This is a genomic window from Anaerolineales bacterium (genome assembly GCA_025808555.1).
In the GTDB taxonomy this organism is placed as follows: domain Bacteria; phylum Chloroflexota; class Anaerolineae; order Anaerolineales; family UBA11579; genus JAMCZK01.
On record CP075526.1, the window covers coordinates 1,410,794 to 1,429,221 of the forward strand.

Below are 18,428 nucleotides of genomic sequence, written 5' to 3' on the forward strand. Positions count from 1 at the left end.
TTCTAGTAGTTAGCGGTGGATTTGTTAGCAGCCCTTGTCAGCTAGTTCCTGAGGCAGGGTTGCTTCTGGCAGCCAGGTTTTCCATGCATAGCATAGCTTTTCATAGGCGGCAGGTTGTTTGAGCAAGACATCTGCAGTGAGAACTCTGGCCTCTTGTTCTCGTCCTGACCTAAGGAGCGCCTCCACTACAGGAAACATGCCGAACTGTCTGGTGGAAGTGTACCCGTGGGCTTTAGTGATCTCCCACAAAGCGAGCACGGTATCCCAGTCTCCTTGATGGCGCGCCAGATCCATCTTTTGGAAATAGTAGCACCAGGTGCGTTCTGGTTCTTCCCCAAAGATTTCCGGGTTGGGTATGTGGCCGCCTGAATCGGAGGCCATGCTAAGCTGGCTAAGGAGAGCCAGGCCTCTGATCCCAGGGTCTACCAGGCCGTTGTACTGATCTGACTCGTTGAGAAACCACACACATTGACCATCATTGGTATTGTCGTAATAGATCAGCTTTTCGCTGTTGGCGGTGAAGTGCAGATTGCTGATGCTGAAGCCGAGCTCCAGCTCATCGTCAAGGTCTTCCTCGTGGCTCATGAGGTTGTCGTAGTAGTCAAGCACCCAATGATTGACCTCGCCGTCATCGGAGATTGGTGAGCGGTATAGCGTATTGACTGCGGCCGCGGCGGCATAGCTGCTGGTGTAGGCGGTCATCACCTCCGGGCCAACCAGCGCGGTACCCGGCTCCAAATTAGGGGCGCGCCAGTAGAACTGCCAGTACATACGCCGCTGCTCCTCCCAATCCCAGCGGTATTCATTGGTTGAACGCAAATGGGCACCTACGGCCAAGCCAACCAATATGGCGAACACCACATTGCGGTGGAGAGTCTTTGGAAGGAGCAGATGAAGCAAACCCGCGAAGAGCAGCGCACCACCAAACATGGCGGGTAGCGAGAACCTGTCTACGAATAGCCCGCCTAGCAAAGTACGCCCGGTGAACTGGATGGGCAACAGTCCGAGCAGGATCGCGAAGAGGCCAAGCAGAACGGCCTGGCCCGAGGCGCCTCCAAGTGCCTCCTGCTTATTTTGCTTACTTGATGAGATGTGCAGATAAACGAAGCAAACAACAGCAGTAACTATGACAAGCGCGAAGGAGAACAATACGGCACGGTCAGAAAAGTCAATAAGCCGTGCGTTCAGTGTTCTTGTCCATGCGTCAACAACCACGGTGACAAAGTTTTGCAGAGTGGCCTGGAGGAAGGCGGGCAGGCCGATCCAAACCAGGGGATTGGGATCCTCTGGCATGGTGAGGGTGGTGCGCCAGATGAAGAAACCCACTAAAACCACCAGATATGGCAACCATTGGCGGCCGGCTTTAATCATGGATCCTTTGAGCGAGGCATCCTGCCTGTAGAACCAGGCAAGCAGGATGAGGGGCCGCACAAGCTCCAGACCAGCAAAATATTCCATGGTGAAGATATGGGCGAAGGCAGCCAAGATGGCCAGGGATAGCCACAGCCAGCGCGTCTGCTGCGCTTGCAGAGCGCGCAGCATCGCGTACAGTGAGAACAAGAACAGGTTGTAGACGATGAAGTGCTGGCTGTAGGCAACTGCAATCGGACCCTGGCTAAAGGAAGGGTAGACCAGGAACAATATTCCTGCCATGGCGGCGATGCGCTCTGCGCGCGGCCACAGCAGGCGCAGCGTAAGCCATAACTGGACAGCAGTTAGGATGCGCAAGAGGAGCAGGAAGATATGCCAGTGGAGCGGAGTGACGCCCAGAACGGGAAATGTAATAGAGTAGGTCCAGAATGACAGGGGACGAATGTAACTGTAGAACTCCCTCAATAATTCAGTAGAGCCCTGTTCAGCCAGGAAAATCATTGGCCAGTCATCCCAATAGAAACCTAACTGGGGAATCAGTAAGCCAAAGGCAAGGATTGCGATCAGCGTTTGGAAGAGGGGGAATGGAAAATATTTGGTCGAGGCGCCCTTGAGTTCTTGCATAGCGTACTATTCTAATGTTTTTGGCTTTGCTTTGATTGCTCGAGGAGCTAACCAAGGACACTGCGGTAAAATTAAGCTTCATGCGGGCGTCGCCAAGTGGTAAGGCATCAGCCTTCCAAGCTGACATTCGCGGGTTCGAATCCCGCCGCCCGCTCTCTTTGAGAAGCCACTATGAAAGTTAAGCTCAATCGCAGGGGGATGCTGTTCAAGATCATTCGGGTTGTGACGAGCAAGCTCATCAGAGGTGAGTATCACTTCTCCAATGTGACCGAGATCTCCTCAGAAGAATTGCAGCAGCATATGGCTTCAAGTGCGCCACCCTTGCTGATCGATGTAAGAGATGCGAATGAATACAACTCTGGCTTTGGACACTTACCCGGCGCAAGGCATTTGCCATTAATGGAACTAGTGGTCAAATTTCCAAGCGCTGAGAGGTTTAAGGAGGCAATTAAGGGTCTTGAAGCTCAGCTGATGGAGCTTGAGCCTTATATGGAGGGTGAAGTTGTCACGATCTGTCCAGGGGGCGGTTTTTCGCTGGTAGCCGCTGAGATCATGGCTGAAGCGGGTTTCAAGAATGTTAAGAGTCTTGCTGGTGGGGCAGATGGTTGGTTTAAAGACGGTTACCCCACTGAGCTTGGAGAGGACAAGGTTGCACAATGAAGATCGATGCTGTTGGTATTAGTTCAACCAATCTTGAGAAGACGGTTGCATTCTATAAGTTGCTGGGCTTCCAGTTTAGCGAATATGACCCGAAAGAGCAGCATCTGGAGCCGCTTACCCCGGACGGGTCTGCACGGCTGATGATCGATGCAGCCAGCCTGCTTGAGAGCATCCTGGGCGAGGCCCCGCGGCCTGGCAACCATTCTTCGTTTGCGGTGCGCTACGATTCGCCCGCTGAGGTCGATCGTGTGGCTGCGGCGGTCAAAGCCGCCGGGCACACCGTGCCCGCGGAGCCTTGGGACGCTGAATGGGACCAGCGCTATGCCATCGTGCAAGATCCTGATGGGTATCGCGTGGATCTCTACGCAGTGCTGTAGCTAGTAAAATAGAGTTCTATTAAGCTAGGGCCTGTAGCTCAATGGCAGAGCAGGCGGCTCATAACCGCTTGGTTTCAGGTTCGAGTCCTGGCGGGCCCACTAGTTTAGGTTGTCTTATTCCGATGGTTATCAGCTAAGCACTAGTGTCATTTACAATTCCACTTATGGATGATTTGAATTTTTATTCCACTTCTGAAGGTAACCGTTTTGATAATCTGAAAGTGGATGTCCCTGGGATTTTTAGCCAGTATCCTCTGGAAAAAATGGTTGCTGACTCCGACGTGCAACCCAAGGATTTTTTTACAAAGGTCTACGCTAACTCATTCTTGCCCCTAGGTTTGCGTATCAATATTTGGAGGGCAGCTTTTAACGCCCATCAAGACCTAACTTGGTTTGAAGACTTAAGTAAATATTGGACCAAGGTCCTCAAAGGCCGCCCATTGTGGGGGCCATATGATGCCTATTTTCTAAAGAACATGTATCGGGTTAAATTTCAACGTAATATGCTTCCCGATACCGCAGACGCCAATACTCACCTGGATGCCTGGCAGCGGCCGGAAATTGTTTATTCACTGCTTCATTTGGCTAGCAAGCCTAGTTTGCCAGCAGATGTGCGGATCATGCAACAGGCAATGCGTTATGTCGGCAGAAATCACGGACTTCAAGTGCTGGAGTTTGGCTGTTCCACTGCTCCGCTTACTTACGCGTCAACCCGGTTTTTAGATTCGGGTAAAAATACTTATCATTTAGCTGATATTGCCATGTTGCCATATCATTATGGTGCATGGCGCTTGCGTTCGCGGGCTGATATTGTTCGACACCTCTTACGCCCCGAAAATGATTTCCTGCCCGACTTTTTTGAACCAATGGATATGGTGTTTTGTTGCCAAGTGTTTGAGCACTTGAATAAGCCGCTGGAGATCGCACAGTACTTTCACCGAATACTTAAGCCTCAGGGTGTATTGGTTTTTGATTTCCTTCTAACCAAAGGCACCGGCTTAGATTCCAAACAGGAGTAGAGCAGCATTCTCAAGTACTCGATTTTATTCGAACGCACTTTGAGATACTACAGGGTAGCCAATTGAGAGAGGGGCAGGGCGTAGACTTGTGTTACGTGCGCAAGCGCAGTTAAGTAAGCTCGCGCAGGTTTTCCCACAAAATATATGTGCCCGCCAGGATGATGATGCCGATCACCAGGGGCCAGAAGAATTCATAGAGCAGCACTAGAGTTGCCACCAGCGCCAGGGCGTTGGTGAGGCGCCCCAGCAGCCAGCCAAGCCGGCTGCGGAACACAGCTTCAACCACTGCCACAATGCCCAACATGGCCACGATGCCCACCAGCAGATATTGGCGGGCAAAGAGCACTATGCCCACAAAGGCCAGTAGGACGATGCCAATGCTGGCTGCCGCCCAGATCTCTGCGATGCGGCTGAGGCGCAGCCCGGTTTCGCTGGCAGGGTGATGGGCGCGGCGAATGTGAGCGCGCGGGCCGATCTTGTAGCCCGCGTCTAGACGCGCGGCATGCAGGCCAAGCGCTTCACGCAGGGTGCCATCGGTGGAGAGTTGAGCGCGCAGTGCATCCAGCTCTTCGGACAGTATCGCAATGCGGCGCTGGCGTTGTTCGTAGAGCTCTTTCATGTGCGGCTGTTCCTGCATCGCTTCCGCTTCCATGCCTAGGTCGCGCAGCTCGCGGGTCTTCTCGCTGATGGTGATCTTGAGCGCATCCTGGCGTTGCTCAATCGCGTGTTGGCGCCGGCGGGCGCGGTCCTGCGCCCGATTGGGCGGCACTTGCTTGTCAAGGCCGGCCCAGCCCAGCGGGTCGTACCAGGCGCGGCGCACCTTACCGCTGCGGTCATACATCGGACCGGCCGGAGCGTTCTCTCCGGCGATCGGATCACGCGCGTACAAGCCCCACAAGCCACGGTAGCCGCGCACCCATTCGGGAGCAGGGTTGATCAATTCGGGCTCGGCCCATGGTTTTTGCTGGCCTGGGCCGATACTGATGCCGTCGCCGCGGGCGTAATCAACAAACGGGATGCGAAACAAAGTCTCAGTGGGGCGGCTGCGATCTTCTGTGCGTAATAGCCTCTCCCAGGCCGAGCGGATGCGACCCCATAAGGCAGACAGCGGGGACAGCAAGGGTAACTCTAGTTCCGTGAGGTATTCCCCGGATTGGTAGTAGCTTGCATGTGAGCCCGCGCCTACATAGACGACAGGGTGCTGGGTTATTCTTTCCAACTGGGGGTCGTCCCAGCGGCGGCGGAGATCGTCCCCGTAAAAGTCATGGCTTGCGTACCCGGTCCATTCCGGCTGCCATTCGCCCTCGGCATCTTTGTAGAGATAGATGCACACCATCTCCCAGTCGGCCTCGTGATCATTGACGCCCGAAAAGCCGGAGCGCCAGTTGTTGAAGGCGTAGAAATACCAATATTGCAGTACCAGCCAGCCTTCAAGTTCCACCACGCGCCCGTAGTACTGAAACTCTTCTTTGTCAGTTTGCATTTGCTTATAGCGCACCGCGGCCGCCGCGGCAGTATCGCCTGGCACGCGGCCGCGTACGAACAAGCTGAACGAGAAAAGCGCATCAAGCAGCCGTGAGCCGTAGCCGACGCGTGCCAGCCGGCCAGCGCCTGCGTGAAAGGCCTGCTCGCGGCCTTCTTTTGTCAGGGTTTGCTGAATCTGGTACGAAGCAAGCTCAGTGATGGTGAGCGGCTCGATGAATTTGAGGTATTGGATCGAGTTAAAAGGCTCGCGACGACTTTGCGAGAGCTTCTCCAGCGATAACTCACCATGGGCATATACCCGTTCTGAGGGTTGGTTAGGGCGCTGGACCCAGAAGCTGCTGTTGGCAACATAGCGCTCCACATCCATGGGGAAGAAGCGCTCCCCATGAGTGAAGCGCAGAATGGGTTCAAAGCGGCGCAGCAACGCGGCATGCTCTTGTGCCAGATTGGGCGTTGTCACTGCGGAGCCTCTTGACTTTCTATAAGCTCAGTCGGGAAACTGGCCCGCAACGCGGATTGGTTAAGGTTCACCACGATAAGGATCGCCAAAAGCATTTGCAGATAGATATAGAAGGGCCGCTCGCCTGCACGGTAAAGGAAAAGCGCGTGCAGCAAGGCACCGCCTTGCACCAACATGGCCAGATTCCATGATGGGGCGCGCAGCTTTAGTAAGCCAAGGCCAGACCACGCGCTGAGAAAGCCAAGCGAAATGTACAGACCGGCGCGCCAAAGCTCGCGCCATTCATGATTGGCGATGGGCGGCTCGGGAGCGGCCATAATGGCCAGGATCACCAGCCCCACACTCTGCAGGCTCAGCAGGCGGCCTGTGAATGTGATGGCCGCGGGTCGCGGGCTTGTGTCTTTCTCGGCCGAAATTCGCATGTTTCCCAGTCTACCATCGCCAGCAAACGCAGAGCTGGCAGGTCAATGCTATTATCGTATGGATGCGTGACCTGCTGACCGATCCGCGCCTTGTGCGCTATTTGCTGCTCAATGTGGCCGTTTCTACCATTACGGCATTGATCGTAATGTCTGTGTGGACCTACTTTGTGTTCCGTGGTGACCCGTTGGCGCTGGATGCAAGCGGGGCAGCTATTCAGAGCGTTAGCAGCAGCCAGTTGCGAGTGAGCGCCGTGGTGGCAGCCGGCGATCTGGAGAACGAACGTGTGACGATCGAGCATATTGGCCAGCAGGAGCTCTCGCTGGTTGGCTGGCGCCTGCGCGACGGAAGCGGCATCGAGTTTCGCTTTCCCGCTTTGGTGCTGCACCCCGGCGGCCAGGTGTCCATTTACACTCGCCAGGGTGATGACACGGTGAGTGAACTATATTGGGACCGCCAAGTAGCTCTATGGAGCAAGGGTGAAACGCTTACCTTGGTTAATGCTGACGGTGTTGTGCAGGCCACCTTTGTTGTGCCCTAGCTATGCCGAACATCGAAGAGATCATTCGTGAGGCCATGGAAGAGGGGGCATTTGATAATTTGCCGGGTAGCGGCAAGCCTCTGAACATTGAAGATAACCCTTACGTTGATCCGAGCTGGCAGCTAGCCTACCATCTGCTGAAGGAGAACGGGTTTGCCCTCTCTTTCATTGAGGTGCGCCAGGCCATAGACAGCGAGCACGCCGCGGTACGCGCCGGGCTGGCGCGTGCCTGGGAATGGCATCAGGCTGCCGTTGCAAGCAACGAGGAGTCGCGCTGGATCGAGGCCGAATGGCAAAAGGCGGTTGCCTCGTTCAAAGAAACCGTAGCAGCACTGAACAAGCGTATTGCAGATTACAACGTCAGCATTCCACTGGACCGTTTTTACCGTGAGAAGATTAATGTGTCTGATGAGCTTGCAAGGCTGCGCGGATGAGCGTGTGCCTCTGTTACACTACGAATGTTCATGAGCGCGCCCACGCTTTCCCTCTATCGCAAATACCGCCCCAACAATTGGCCTGATGTCGTCGGGCAGGCCCACGTGGTCAGCACCCTGCGTAACGCCGTGGCAGCTGACCGGGTGGGGCATGCGTACTTGTTCTCGGGGCCGCGCGGCACGGGCAAGACCAGCATTGCGCGCCTGCTGGCCAAGGCAATAAACTGCACCAATGAAGATGCGACCCAGCGGCCGGACTGCACTTGCGAAAATTGTCTCTCCATGCAAAACGGCAGCTTTATGGACTTGATCGAAATTGATGCCGCATCGAATACCAGCGTGGAAGACGTGCGTGAGCTGCGCGACAAGATCAACTTCTCGCCCAACCGCGGCAAGTTCAAGGTCTATATCATTGATGAAGTTCACATGCTCTCTACCGCGGCCTTCAATGCGTTGCTGAAAACGCTGGAGGAGCCCCCGCCGCACGCCATCTTTATCTTGGCGACTACAGAAATGCACAAGATCCCGGCCACGGTGCTTTCACGTTGCCAGCGCCATGAGTTCCGGCGCCTGCCGCTGGAGGAAACTGTTGCACAGCTGGAGAAGATCGCCAAAGATGAGGGGGTAGAGGCGGACCGTGACGCACTGGAGCTGATCGCCCGCCAGGGTACTGGCAGCCTGCGCGACTCGATCTCGTTGTTCGATCAGTTGGCCGTGCCCGGCGAGCGCCTGCAGCTGGGTTGGGCTCAGCAGGTGCTGGGCACTTCGGCCAGTGAAGCCGTGCTGGGTGTACTGGATGCTCTGGTTGCAAAGGATGCCGCCGCCGGCCTGGAGCAGATCCGCGCCGCATTGGACACTGGCAGTGATGCGCGCCAGTTGGCACGCCAACTGGTTGACACGCTTCGTGGGCTGCTGCTGATCCGCATGGGCGCCCCGTTGGGTCACGAGTTCGCCGGCGACGAGGCGCGCCGCATGAAAGCGCAAGCTGAGGCGCTAACGCCTGCCAGCATCCTGCGCATGCTGCGCTTGTTCAACGAAGCCGCAGCTGAAGTGCGCCAGGCTTGGCAGCCAGGCTTGCCACTTGAAATGGCGCTGGTTGAGGCTATGCAGACGCCAGGCGACGCAGCGTCGCAAAGTGAAGCACCTGCGCCGCGCAGCCAGCCGGCGCCACAACGCCAGACGTCCGCCCCGCGCCCCTCAGCGCCACCGGCATCCGCTACTGCCGGCGGCCAAGGGTTGGATTTGGCGCAGTGGAACAAAGTGAAGGATCTGGCCAAGCAGCAAAACGCCAATCTAGCCGCTTTACTCAACTCAGTGAAAGCGCGCCAACTGCGCGAGGATAAGTTGCTGCTTGGCTTCTCCACTGATGTCCTTAAGGACAAAATGGAGAAGCCGGATACTATGGAACTGCTGCGCAATGTTCTGCAACAGGCCTTTGGCCGCCCACTGGATGTGCAGTGCTTTCTAAGCACCGCCAGCGCGTCTGACTTGCCCGCCGGGCTCGACAGTTCTGGCGCCGTCGCAACCGCTGTGCGCCTGGGTGGCGAAATTGTGGATCAGACTGACCAGGCTACCAGTGATTAGTCGGTCAATTTTCAAAAATTCTGATATCGGAGACATCTACGATGGACAAATTACCGGGTTTAGGGGATATGGGTGGCATGTTGAATCAGCTGCGACAGTTACAAGGCGATCTGGTCAAAGCGCAGAAAGAGCTGGCCAAGGAAACCGTGACTGCTGAAGTGGCGGATGGCGCCGTGAAGATCGTCATCACTGGTGATCAACGCATCACCAGTCTGGAGATCTCGCCTGATGTCGCGGGCGACCCACAGAAGCTGGCCAAACTGTTGATGGAAGGCATCAACGAGGCGCTGGAAGCTTCGCGCCAAATGGCCAAAGATCGTCTTGGCCCGCTTTCGCAAGGGCTGAGCTTCTAAAGACCTGTGCTGCTGCCAGAACCGATCCAGCGCGTCATCGAGGCGTTTGCCCGCTTGCCAGGCGTTGGGCCCAAGACTGCCTCGCGCCTGACTTTCTTTTTGCTGCGTGGCGACGGCGCTCTGGCTGACGAGCTGTCCAAAGCATTGGGGGCGCTTCGCTCAGGCACCGCCACCTGCGGGCAGTGCTTCAACATTACCGCCGCCGGGCGTGAGCTATGTCCCATCTGTGATCACCCAGAGCGCGAGCAGAGCTTGCTATGCGTGGTTGAAGAGCCGCTGGATGTGCTAGCGATCGAGCACACTCAGGGTTACCGCGGCCTTTATCATGTGCTGGGCGGCGCTCTTTCCCCGATCGAAGGTGTTGGCCCTGAAGATTTGAAAATCGCCGAGCTGCTGCAGCGGTTGAAGACCGGCCAGGTGCAAGAGCTGATCGTGGCCACCAACCCCAGCATGGAAGGCGATGCCACCGCCATGTACTTGCAGCAGCAGATCAACCCGCTAGGCGTACGCGTCACCCGGCTGGCGCGTGGTCTGCCCATGGGTGGCGATCTGGAGTATGCCGATCAGAGTACGCTGTTGCGGGCGCTGGCTGGACGGCAAAATATGTAATCTTAAAGATTTCAGAATCGCTTGCTATTTGTGAAATTCTGCATATAATGTTCCAGCATTTGACAGCCGGAATATCTGTAGCAGTACAGCATTCCCCTAACAACTGAAAAAGTCTAGCGACAGAGGCCCCGATTGCCTTATCGGCATCGGGACTTTTCTTGTCTGCAGCCTTGACAGGCCAGAGGTGTGTGGGTAGAATCCCGCCCCTGTGTATGCGCCGGACCTTAACATCTGAATAGTGATAAGAAGTAAAGATAGCTTGCGTTTTCTTTGACTAACCGCATAGAGATGTATCTCTGTACATCGCAAGATGTACTTTTTTGCGGAGAGTTTGATCCTGGCTCAGGATGAACGCTGGCGGCGTGCCTAATACATGCAAGTCGAACGAGAATATTGTAGCAATACGATATTTCTAGTGGCGAACGGGTGAGTAACGCGTTGGTGACCTGCCCCGAAGTGGGGGATAACAGTTCGAAAGGACTGCTAATACCCCATGTGACTGTGAGAGTTAGAGGTCTCACTATTAAAGGAGTAATTCGCTTCGGGAGGGGCCTGCGTCCCATCAGCTAGTTGGTAAGGTAACGGCTTACCAAGGCTAAGACGGGTAGGGGACCTGAGAGGGTGACCCCCCACACTGGAACTGAAACACGGTCCAGACACCTACGGGTGGCAGCAGTAGGGAATATTGCACAATGGGCGAAAGCCTGATGCAGCAACGCCGCGTGCACGATGAAGGCCTTCGGGTTGTAAAGTGCTTTTATGAGGGAAGAGAAAGGACTGTACCTCATGAATAAGGATCGGCTAACTACGTGCCAGCAGCCGCGGTAACACGTAGGATCCGAGCGTTATCCGGATTTACTGGGCGTAAAGCGCGTGCAGGTGGTCTGTTAAGTTGGATGTTAAATCTCACGGCTTAACCGGGAGATGTCGTTCAAAACTGGCAGACTAGAGGACGGTAGAGGAAGGTGGAATTCCGGGTGTAGTGGTGAAATGCGTAGATATCCGGAGGAACATCAGTGGCGAAGGCGACCTTCTGGACCGCTCCTGACACTCCAACGCGAAAGCTAGGGGAGCAAACGGGATTAGAAACCCCGGTAGTCCTAGCTGTAAACGATGTGAACTTGGTGTCGGTGGGGTAAAACCTATCGGTGCCGAAGCCAACGCGATAAGTTCACCGCCTGGGGACTACGGCCGCAAGGTTAAAACTCAAAGGAATTGACGGGTGCCCGCACAAGCAGCGGAGCGTGTGGTTCAATTCGATGCTACACGAAGAACCTTACCTGGGTTTGACATATACGTGGTAGAGAACGGAAACGGGATCGACCCTTCGGGGAGCGTATACAGGTGCTGCATGGCTGTCGTCAGCTCGTGTCGTGAGATGTCCGGTTAAGTCCGGTAACGAGCGCAACCCCTGCTGTATGTTACATGTGTCATACGGGACTGCCGGTATCAAGCCGGAGGAAGGTGGGGATGACGTCAAGTCAGCATGGCCTTTATATCCAGGGCTACACACACGCTACAATGGTCGGTACAACGGGTTGCAAGACCGCAAGGTGGAGCCAATCCTCAAAATCGGCCTCAGTTCAGATTGCAGGCTGCAACTCGCCTGCATGAAGTCGGAGTTGCTAGTAACCGCGCGTCAGAATTAGTGCGGTGAATACGTTCCCGGGCGTTGTACACACCGCCCGTCACGTCATGGAAGCTGATAACACCTGAAGTCGGTATCCTAACCGCAAGGAGGGAGCCGCCCAAGGTGGGATTGGTAACTGGGACGAAGTCGTAACAAGGTAGGTGTACCGGAAGGTGCGCCTGGATCACCTCCTTTCTGGAGCATTGAGACCCTTCCAGCATCCTTGTGGTGCAGAGGGAGTTCTCCACTCTCCACATCAGGCGAACACATACTATGTGACGCCAAGTCCCACTGCGGTGGTGGGGCGAAACCGCCAACCCATACTTCTCACAGATGGGTCGGCAAGCGCAAGTCTTCATTCTTCTTATCACTATTCAGCGGTTAAGTGCCGGCCATACTAAACAGCGCGGAAAAGCGTCGCGAAGCGTCAGCTGAGCAGCTTTTCCAGGCGCAACGAAGCAGCTTGCTGCGAGTTGCGCAAGGGCCTGTAGCTCAGTTGGTTAGAGCGCTGTGCTGATAACGCAGAGGTCAGAGGTTCGAATCCTCTCAGGCCCACTCTACCGGCCAGGGGCCCGGGGATGTAGCTCAGTTGGGAGAGCACCGCCTTTGCAAGGCGGGGGTCAGGGGTTCGAGCCCCCTCATCTCCACTCTTCTGGTGGGGCGCCTTCACAATCGAAGGCGGTGCAGGTATAATGCAGTTCGATGCAACAAGAACGGAGAGCACTTCTGGTAGTTGAGTTGGTGGTTTCGTAATCCAAATAAAAAGTCGTAACGCAAAAGGCTAGTCTTTACGGGCCCGGCGTTGCGCCGGGCCCTTCTGTCTAAGGTTCCCGAATTAACAAGTAAAAGTGTGTGTGGATGGCCAACCTGGCGCCCTTGAATAGGGATCCAGGCCGGCTATTGACGCCGGCATCAGCGGGTGCGTCTTACAACCTTTGAGTTGTAGGGCAAGCCTAAGGCGAGCAGAACAACGCTCGTGTGCACTTTACAAACTGAATAATGATCCTTAAAGCATCATCAAATGAAACAAATCAAACAACATGGGTCGTATCAAACGTAAAACGCTCCCCTTGCGGGAACGTTTCGGTTTGATTTGCCCTTGTTGCGGAAAATTTTCGATTTCTCCACATTACCATATGGTTAAGCTACTAAGAGCTTACGGTGGATGCCTTGGCGCGACGTGCCGATGAAGGACGCGGGACACTGCGATAAGCCCCGGGGAGCCGTGAACAGGCTTTGATCCGGGGATTTCCGAATGGGGAAACCCGCTGCGATGAACTCGCAGCACCGCCTAGTTGAACACATAGACCTGGCGGAGGGCACCTGGTGAACTGAAACATCTTAGTAACCAGAGGAACAGAAATCACAGAGATTCCCTTAGTAGTGGCGAGCGAACGGGGAATAGCCCAAACTCAAGAGGCTTGCTTCTTGAGGGTTGTAGGGTCTGGCACATGGAAGTTACCAATCATGACGTTAGCAGAATGGTGTGGGAAAGCCTACCAAAGAGGGTAAGAGTCCCGTATGCGAAAACTTCATGACTTCCGTCAGATACCTGAGTACCACTGGACTCGTGTAATCCGGTGGGAATCCGGGGAGACCACTCTCCAAGGCTAAATACACGTTGCGACCGATAGTGAACAAGTACCGCGAGGGAAAGGTGAAAAGCACCCCGGTGAGGGGAGTGAAATAGAACCTGAAACCGTAAGCTTACAAGCAGTCGAAGGGCAATGACGCGTCTGTGAACCTAGAGATAGGCATCGCGGCGTTAGGCCTGACGGCGTGCCTTTTGGAGAATGAGTCTGCGAGTTAATTTTTGTGGCAAGGTTAAGGGATTTACACCCGAAGCCGTAGCGAAAGCGAGTCTGAATAGGGCGTGCAGTCGCAAAAATTAGACACGAAACCTGGTGAGCTACCCATGGTCAGGGTGAAGCGAGTCTAACCACTCGTGGAGGCCCGAACCTTTCAACGTTGCAAAGTTGTGGGATGAACTGTGGGTAGGGGTGATATGCCAAACGAACTAGGAGATAGCTTGTTCTCCCCGAAATAGCTTTAGGGCTAGCGTCTTGTGTTTAGTGCCGGAGGTAGAGCACTGGATGGGTACGGGGGCTTACTGCTTACCAACCCCAACCAAACTCCGAATGCCGGTACTCCAAAGCAAGGCAGTCGGACCACGGGAGATGAGTTTCGTGGTCGAGAGGGAAAGAGCCCAGACCATCATCTAAGGTCCCAAAGTCTACGCTAAGTGGGAAACGTTGTGAGATTACTGAGACAACCAGGAGGTTTGCTTAGAAGCAGCCATCCTTTAAAGAGTGCGTAACAGCTCACTGGTCAAGTGATCTTGCGCGGAAAATGTAACGGGGCTAAGCGTAGCACCGAAGATATGGGTTTCAACGTAAGTTGAAGCTGTAGGGGAGCGTTCCATAGGCGGTGAAGGCTGACTGTAAAGACAGCTGGAGCGTATGGAAGTGAGAATGCAGACATGAGTAGCGTAAAACATGTGAGAATCATGTTCGCCGTAAATCTAAGGTTTCCGACGGCAGGTCAATCCGCGTCGGGTTAGTCGGTCCTTAGCCGAGGCCGTGAGGCGTAGGTGATGGATATCCGGTCAACATTCCGGAACTATTTGAGATGAGCGATGGGGGGACACAGCGAGGTAGGCCAGCCTGCGATTGGTTGTGCAGGTTGCAAGCGTGTAGGTGTTGAGGCTCGTAGGTAAATCCGCGAGCTGAGCTGAGGCGTGATGCCGTGCCCTGAGGCTGAAGTGGTTGAGCCTTGCTGTCGAGAAAAGCCTCTAAGCGTTGACTCTTGAATAACCGTACCGCAAACCGACACTGGTAGATGGGTTGAGTATACCAAGGCGAACGGGAGAACTTTCGTTAAGGAATTAGGCAACTTAACCTCGTAACTTCGGGATAAGAGGTGCCCATAATCGTGAAAGAATTCCTTCTGTAGCGAATTTGGGTCGCAGTAAACAGGCTCTGCTGACTGGTTAACAAAACCACAGGTCTCTGCTAAGTCGTAAGACGACGTATAGGGGCTGACTCCTGCCCGGTGCTGGAAGGTTAAAGGGACGTGTTAGCGCAAGCGAAGCACTGAACTGAAGCCCCAGTGAACGGCGGCCGTAACTATAACGGTCCTAAGGTAGCGAAATTCCTTGTCGGGTAAGTTCCGACCCGCACGAACGGAGTAACAAGTGGAGCACTGTCTCAACGAAAGACCCGGTGAAATTGAAATACGAGTGAAGATGCTCGTTACCCGCATCAGGACAAAAAGACCCCGTGGAGCTTTACTGTAGTTTGGCATTGATTTGGGGCTTGATTTGTGTAGCATAGCTGGGAGGCTTTGAAGCTGGGGCGCTAGCCTCGGTGGAGCCAACAGTGAAATACCAGCCTGATCAAGTTTCGTATCTAACCCCACGCCGTTATCCGGGTGGGGAACCGTGCCAGATAGGCAGTTTGACTGGGGCGGTCGCCTCATAAAGAGTAACTGAGGCGCTCAAAGGTTCCCTCAGGCTGAATGGAAACCAGCCGTAGAGTGTAAAGGCACAAGGGAGCTTGACTGCAAGACCAACGCGTCGAGCAGAGACGAAAGTCGGACTTAGTGATCCCACGGTACCGAGTGGAAGGGCCGTGGCTTATCGGACAAAAGCTACCCCGGGGATAACAGGCTGGTCACGCCCAAGCGTCCATAGCGACGGCGTGGCTCGGCACCTCGATGTCGGCTCGTCGCATCCTGGGGCTGTATCAGGTCCCAAGGGTTGGGCTGTTCGCCCATTAAAGCGGCACGTGAGCTGGGTTCAGACCGTCGTGAGACAGGTCGGTCTCTATCCGATGTGGGCGTAAGGGATTTGCGAGAATCTGCCCCTAGTACGAGAGGACCGGGGTGGACAGACCTCTGGTGTGCCAGTTGTCCTGCCAAGGGCATAGCTGGGTAGCCACGTCTGGCAGGGATAACCGCTGAAAGCATCTAAGTGGGAAACCCGTCTCAAGATGAGATCCCTCATCCGTTATGGAGTAAGACCGCAGGTAGACTACCTGCTTGATAGGCAGTGGGTGGAAGCGCAGCAATGTGTGGAGCTAAACTGTACTAATGGTCGAGGGCTTAATCGGTAGTGTGGAGAACTCGAAGATTTTCCGTGCAGCACCTAATTTAGGGTCATTATTCAGTCATCAGACTTGTGAAATAGTCTCTTGGTGATCTCTGCAACGAGGGTACACCCGGTCCCATCTCGAACCCGGTAGTTAAGCTCGTTAGCGCCGATGGTACTTGGGGGGCAGCCCCCTGGGAGAGTAGGTCATTGCCAAGGGACTTTTCTTTTAACTATGTTTGCAGAACATCGCAATAGACAAAAAGCGTCTACCTATTTTGGTAGGCGCTTTGCTTTTAAGCCTTACCTTTCTTGAATCCAGATCGGTTGAGTAGGCAGGAACGTGACCTTATAGTCCGCAGCTGCTGATTATAATTTCGCATCTAGGTGGATACAAAACAAAGATTCCTTGCATATCTAACTGAGCTGCCTCTATTGTGGGTCAGCCTGGCCTTTGTTCTTGGCGTTTTGGCCGCGGCGGGTATTTCCCCTTTGTCAAACAGCCTGTGGGTAGGCCTGGCGCTACTTGCGGTCCTTGTCTTGACCGCTGGCTGGCGCAAGTTGCCCAGCCCGGCGCGGTTGGCTCTGTTTGCCCTGATCCTGTTCTGCGTTGGCGCCTTGCGTTATCAGGCGGCCCAGCCAGTTCGCTCTGTAGACAACCTGCTGTATTACAACGATCTTGATAAACGCGTGGCCGTGACTGGCACGCTGATCCGCCCTCCTGTATATCGAGAAGGCTACATTGAGCTGTGGGTTGAGGCTGACCAGATCGAGATCGATGCCAGCCCGCAACTGATAGCAGGCAGACTGCTGGCCCGTACGGATCTTGGCCAGGCCTGGGTTTACGGAGATCGTGTGCTGCTCACAGGGCAGTTGCATACACCAGGCCAAACAGGTGGTTCTTCATACCAGCTATACCTTGCCCGCCAAGGCGTGCACAGCCTGATGTCCTTCGCCCAGGCAGAGCGCCTGGAAGCCGGCAGCGGAGACTGGTTGCAGGCTAAGCTGTACGCGCTGCGCGCGGGCGGCGTGGAAGTGCTGCACCGCCTGTATCCTGACCCGGTTGCCAGCCTGCTGGCTGGAATCCTGCTGGGAGACGAAAGCGGTATCAGCCAATCTCTCAAGGATGACTTTAACGACACGGCCACCCGCCATATTGTCGCCATCTCCGGTTTCAACATAAGCATTATTGCCGGGCTAGCGCTCGCGTTCTTTACGCGCTGGGTGGGCAAGCGCAAAGGCCTATGGCTGGCCGGAGCCTGCATTGTGCTGTATACGCTCCTGGTCGGCGCCCAGGCATCTGTTGTTCGTGCCGCCATCATGGGGCTCGTGGTCCTGGGCGCCCAGCTGACTGGCCGCGAGCAGCATGGCCTGAACACGCTGTCTTTCACTGCGGCTCTGATGGCCTTGATCAACCCCTTGGTCTTGTGGGATGTGGGCTTCCAACTCTCTTTCGCCGCCACCTTGGGTCTGTTGGTCTATGCCCAGCCGATGCAGGCTTGGGTTACCGCTTATCTGCAGCGGCGCCTGCCTGAGCCATGGGTAGAGCGCCTCAAAGGACCGCTGTATGACTATGTGCTGCTCACCTTGGCAGCTCAACTGCTGACCCTGCCGCTGCTGCTTCACCACTTTGGCCGCCTGTCGCTGGTAGCGCTGCCCGCCAATATCCTGGTCGTGCCTCTTCAGCCTGCTATCTTGATCTTTGGCGGGCTGTCTTTGTTGGCCGGCCTGGCGCTACCCGTGCTTGGGCAGTTGCTCGCATTGTTGGCCTGGCCGCTGGCTCTCTTGACCATCGGCATTGTCGAATGGCTGGCCAGCCCTGGATGGGCGGCCTACCATGTGGGCAATTTCAGCATGCCAATGGTGCTGGCCTACTACCTTGCCGTGCTCGCCGCAAGCCTGGTGCCTTTGCGCAGCGCGGTGCGCAGCATACGCTGGCAGCCTGTGCTGCCAGCCGCAGCGCTGGCCGCCTTTGCCTTCGGAACTTGGGGGCTGGCTTTCTCTACGCCCACTGGCCGGCTCCAGATCACGCTCTTGGATGTACCCGGCGAAGCCATTCTTGTACGCACGCCCACCGGGCGAAATGTGCTCATCAACGGCGGCGCAAGCGCAGTCGAGCTTTCCAGCGAACTTGGCCGCCACCTGCCGCCATTTGCCCGCCAGATAGACTGGCTGCTGGTGCTTGGCGAGCGCTCACAGCAAACCGATGGCCTGCAGAGCGGCCTGCAAAACCTGCAGATAGCTCAGGTGGGTTGGGCGCACCAATGGCCGCCCGCGAGCTTTGACAGCCTGATCACATTGATGCACTCAGCTGGTGTTGAGGCCCAGCAGCTAATGCCAGGAGATGTGCTCAGTCTGGGCGATGATGCCGAATTGCAGATTGCGGGGGTTGGCCCGCGTGGCGCAACCGTATTTATAAGCTGGCGCAATTTTCAGGCGTTACTTCCATTGGGGCTGGATGTTGATCAGATGTCTCAATTCAGAGAGCAGTCTGTGTATGGGGTCGATTTGTTTCTGCTTGCTGATGGCGGGTATCCGCCGCTCAACCCACCAGATTGGCTAGCCGCACTGGATGCCCGCGTGTATTGGCTTGCCAATGATGGCCAGCTGGAGCATGAACAGCAGACTGCACTGAATGGCCGTACGCTTTTACAGGCGGCGCAGCTGGGTTGGTTGCGCGCAGAAACAGACGGTTACAACCTTTGGCTGAATGCAGAGCAGGCTTCTGCTCTCATAGAACCCTAAACCCCTGCGCCGCCCAGCGGAGTGTAGGT

The 18,428-nt window shown here is 55.4% G+C and carries 12 protein-coding genes, 4 tRNA genes and 3 rRNA genes; 16 read left to right on the plus strand and 3 right to left on the minus strand.

Annotated features, from left to right (window positions below):
- Positions 1-24: 24 nt before the first annotated feature.
- Positions 25-1,995, minus strand: coding sequence for a hypothetical protein (locus tag KIT08_07240; GenBank protein UYN88893.1), 1,971 nt, complete (start codon positions 1,993-1,995; stop codon positions 25-27).
- Positions 1,996-2,077: 82 nt separating this feature from the next.
- Here KIT08_07240 and KIT08_07245 point away from each other — a divergent pair.
- From KIT08_07245 to KIT08_07265, 5 genes are all read left to right on the plus strand, one after another.
- A tRNA-Gly gene (locus KIT08_07245) sits at positions 2,078-2,149 on the plus strand.
- A gap of 17 nt (positions 2,150-2,166) precedes the next feature.
- Positions 2,167-2,655, plus strand: coding sequence for a rhodanese-like domain-containing protein (locus tag KIT08_07250; protein ID UYN88894.1), 489 nt, complete (start codon positions 2,167-2,169; stop codon positions 2,653-2,655).
- A complete protein-coding gene (locus KIT08_07255; protein UYN88895.1) occupies positions 2,652-3,032 on the plus strand; it encodes a VOC family protein in 381 nt (126 codons plus the stop codon). Before KIT08_07250 ends, KIT08_07255 begins: the two co-directional genes overlap by 4 nt.
- Positions 3,033-3,059: 27 nt before the next feature.
- Positions 3,060-3,131: transfer RNA gene (locus KIT08_07260), tRNA-Ile, on the plus strand.
- A 65-nt stretch (positions 3,132-3,196) separates the two neighbouring features.
- Positions 3,197-4,051 carry a class I SAM-dependent methyltransferase gene (locus KIT08_07265; protein ID UYN88896.1) on the plus strand — a complete coding sequence of 285 codons (855 nt, stop codon included), beginning with the start codon at positions 3,197-3,199 and terminating at the stop codon, positions 4,049-4,051.
- 109 nt (positions 4,052-4,160) lie between these two features.
- On the opposite strand, the gene KIT08_07270 is transcribed toward KIT08_07265, so the two are convergent.
- Together KIT08_07270 and KIT08_07275 are read right to left on the minus strand one after the other, a co-directional pair.
- The gene (locus KIT08_07270; protein ID UYN88897.1) at positions 4,161-5,996 is read right to left on the minus strand and encodes a hypothetical protein; all 1,836 of its coding nucleotides are present in this window, start codon (positions 5,994-5,996) and stop codon (positions 4,161-4,163) included.
- On the minus strand, positions 5,993-6,418 hold the full coding sequence (locus KIT08_07275) for a hypothetical protein (GenBank protein UYN88898.1): 426 nt from the start codon (positions 6,416-6,418) through the stop codon (positions 5,993-5,995). Before KIT08_07275 ends, KIT08_07270 begins: the two co-directional genes overlap by 4 nt.
- A gap of 62 nt (positions 6,419-6,480) precedes the next feature.
- On the opposite strand from KIT08_07275, the gene KIT08_07280 reads away from it, so the two are divergent.
- The 11 genes from KIT08_07280 to KIT08_07330 all read left to right on the plus strand — a co-directional run bounded on the left by KIT08_07280 (position 6,481) and on the right by KIT08_07330 (position 18,399).
- On the plus strand, positions 6,481-6,957 hold the full coding sequence (locus KIT08_07280) for a lamin tail domain-containing protein (GenBank protein ID UYN88899.1): 477 nt from the start codon (positions 6,481-6,483) through the stop codon (positions 6,955-6,957).
- A gap of 2 nt (positions 6,958-6,959) precedes the next feature.
- Positions 6,960-7,391 carry a DUF1992 domain-containing protein gene (locus KIT08_07285; GenBank protein UYN88900.1) on the plus strand — a complete coding sequence of 144 codons (432 nt, stop codon included), beginning with the start codon at positions 6,960-6,962 and terminating at the stop codon, positions 7,389-7,391.
- A gap of 30 nt (positions 7,392-7,421) precedes the next feature.
- On the plus strand, positions 7,422-8,975 hold the full coding sequence (dnaX, locus tag KIT08_07290; protein ID UYN88901.1) for a DNA polymerase III subunit gamma/tau: 1,554 nt from the start codon (positions 7,422-7,424) through the stop codon (positions 8,973-8,975).
- 41 nt (positions 8,976-9,016) lie between these two features.
- Positions 9,017-9,328: a YbaB/EbfC family nucleoid-associated protein gene (locus KIT08_07295; protein UYN88902.1), complete on the plus strand. Its 312-nt coding sequence runs from the start codon at positions 9,017-9,019 to the stop codon at positions 9,326-9,328.
- 6 nt (positions 9,329-9,334) lie between these two features.
- Positions 9,335-9,937, plus strand: coding sequence for a recombination mediator RecR (recR, locus tag KIT08_07300; protein UYN88903.1), 603 nt, complete (start codon positions 9,335-9,337; stop codon positions 9,935-9,937).
- A 319-nt stretch (positions 9,938-10,256) separates the two neighbouring features.
- A 16S ribosomal RNA gene (locus KIT08_07305) occupies positions 10,257-11,762 on the plus strand.
- A gap of 286 nt (positions 11,763-12,048) precedes the next feature.
- Positions 12,049-12,122, plus strand: a tRNA-Ile gene (locus tag KIT08_07310).
- Positions 12,123-12,141: 19 nt separating this feature from the next.
- Positions 12,142-12,214, plus strand: a tRNA-Ala gene (locus KIT08_07315).
- A 491-nt stretch (positions 12,215-12,705) separates the two neighbouring features.
- Positions 12,706-15,676, plus strand: a 23S ribosomal RNA gene (locus KIT08_07320).
- Positions 15,677-15,756: 80 nt separating this feature from the next.
- A 5S ribosomal RNA gene (gene rrf / locus KIT08_07325) occupies positions 15,757-15,873 on the plus strand.
- The 16S, 23S and 5S rRNA genes sit together here with 2 tRNA genes alongside, the layout of an rRNA operon.
- A gap of 168 nt (positions 15,874-16,041) precedes the next feature.
- Positions 16,042-18,399: a ComEC/Rec2 family competence protein gene (locus KIT08_07330; protein ID UYN88904.1), complete on the plus strand. Its 2,358-nt coding sequence runs from the start codon at positions 16,042-16,044 to the stop codon at positions 18,397-18,399.
- Positions 18,400-18,428 lie beyond the last annotated feature (29 nt).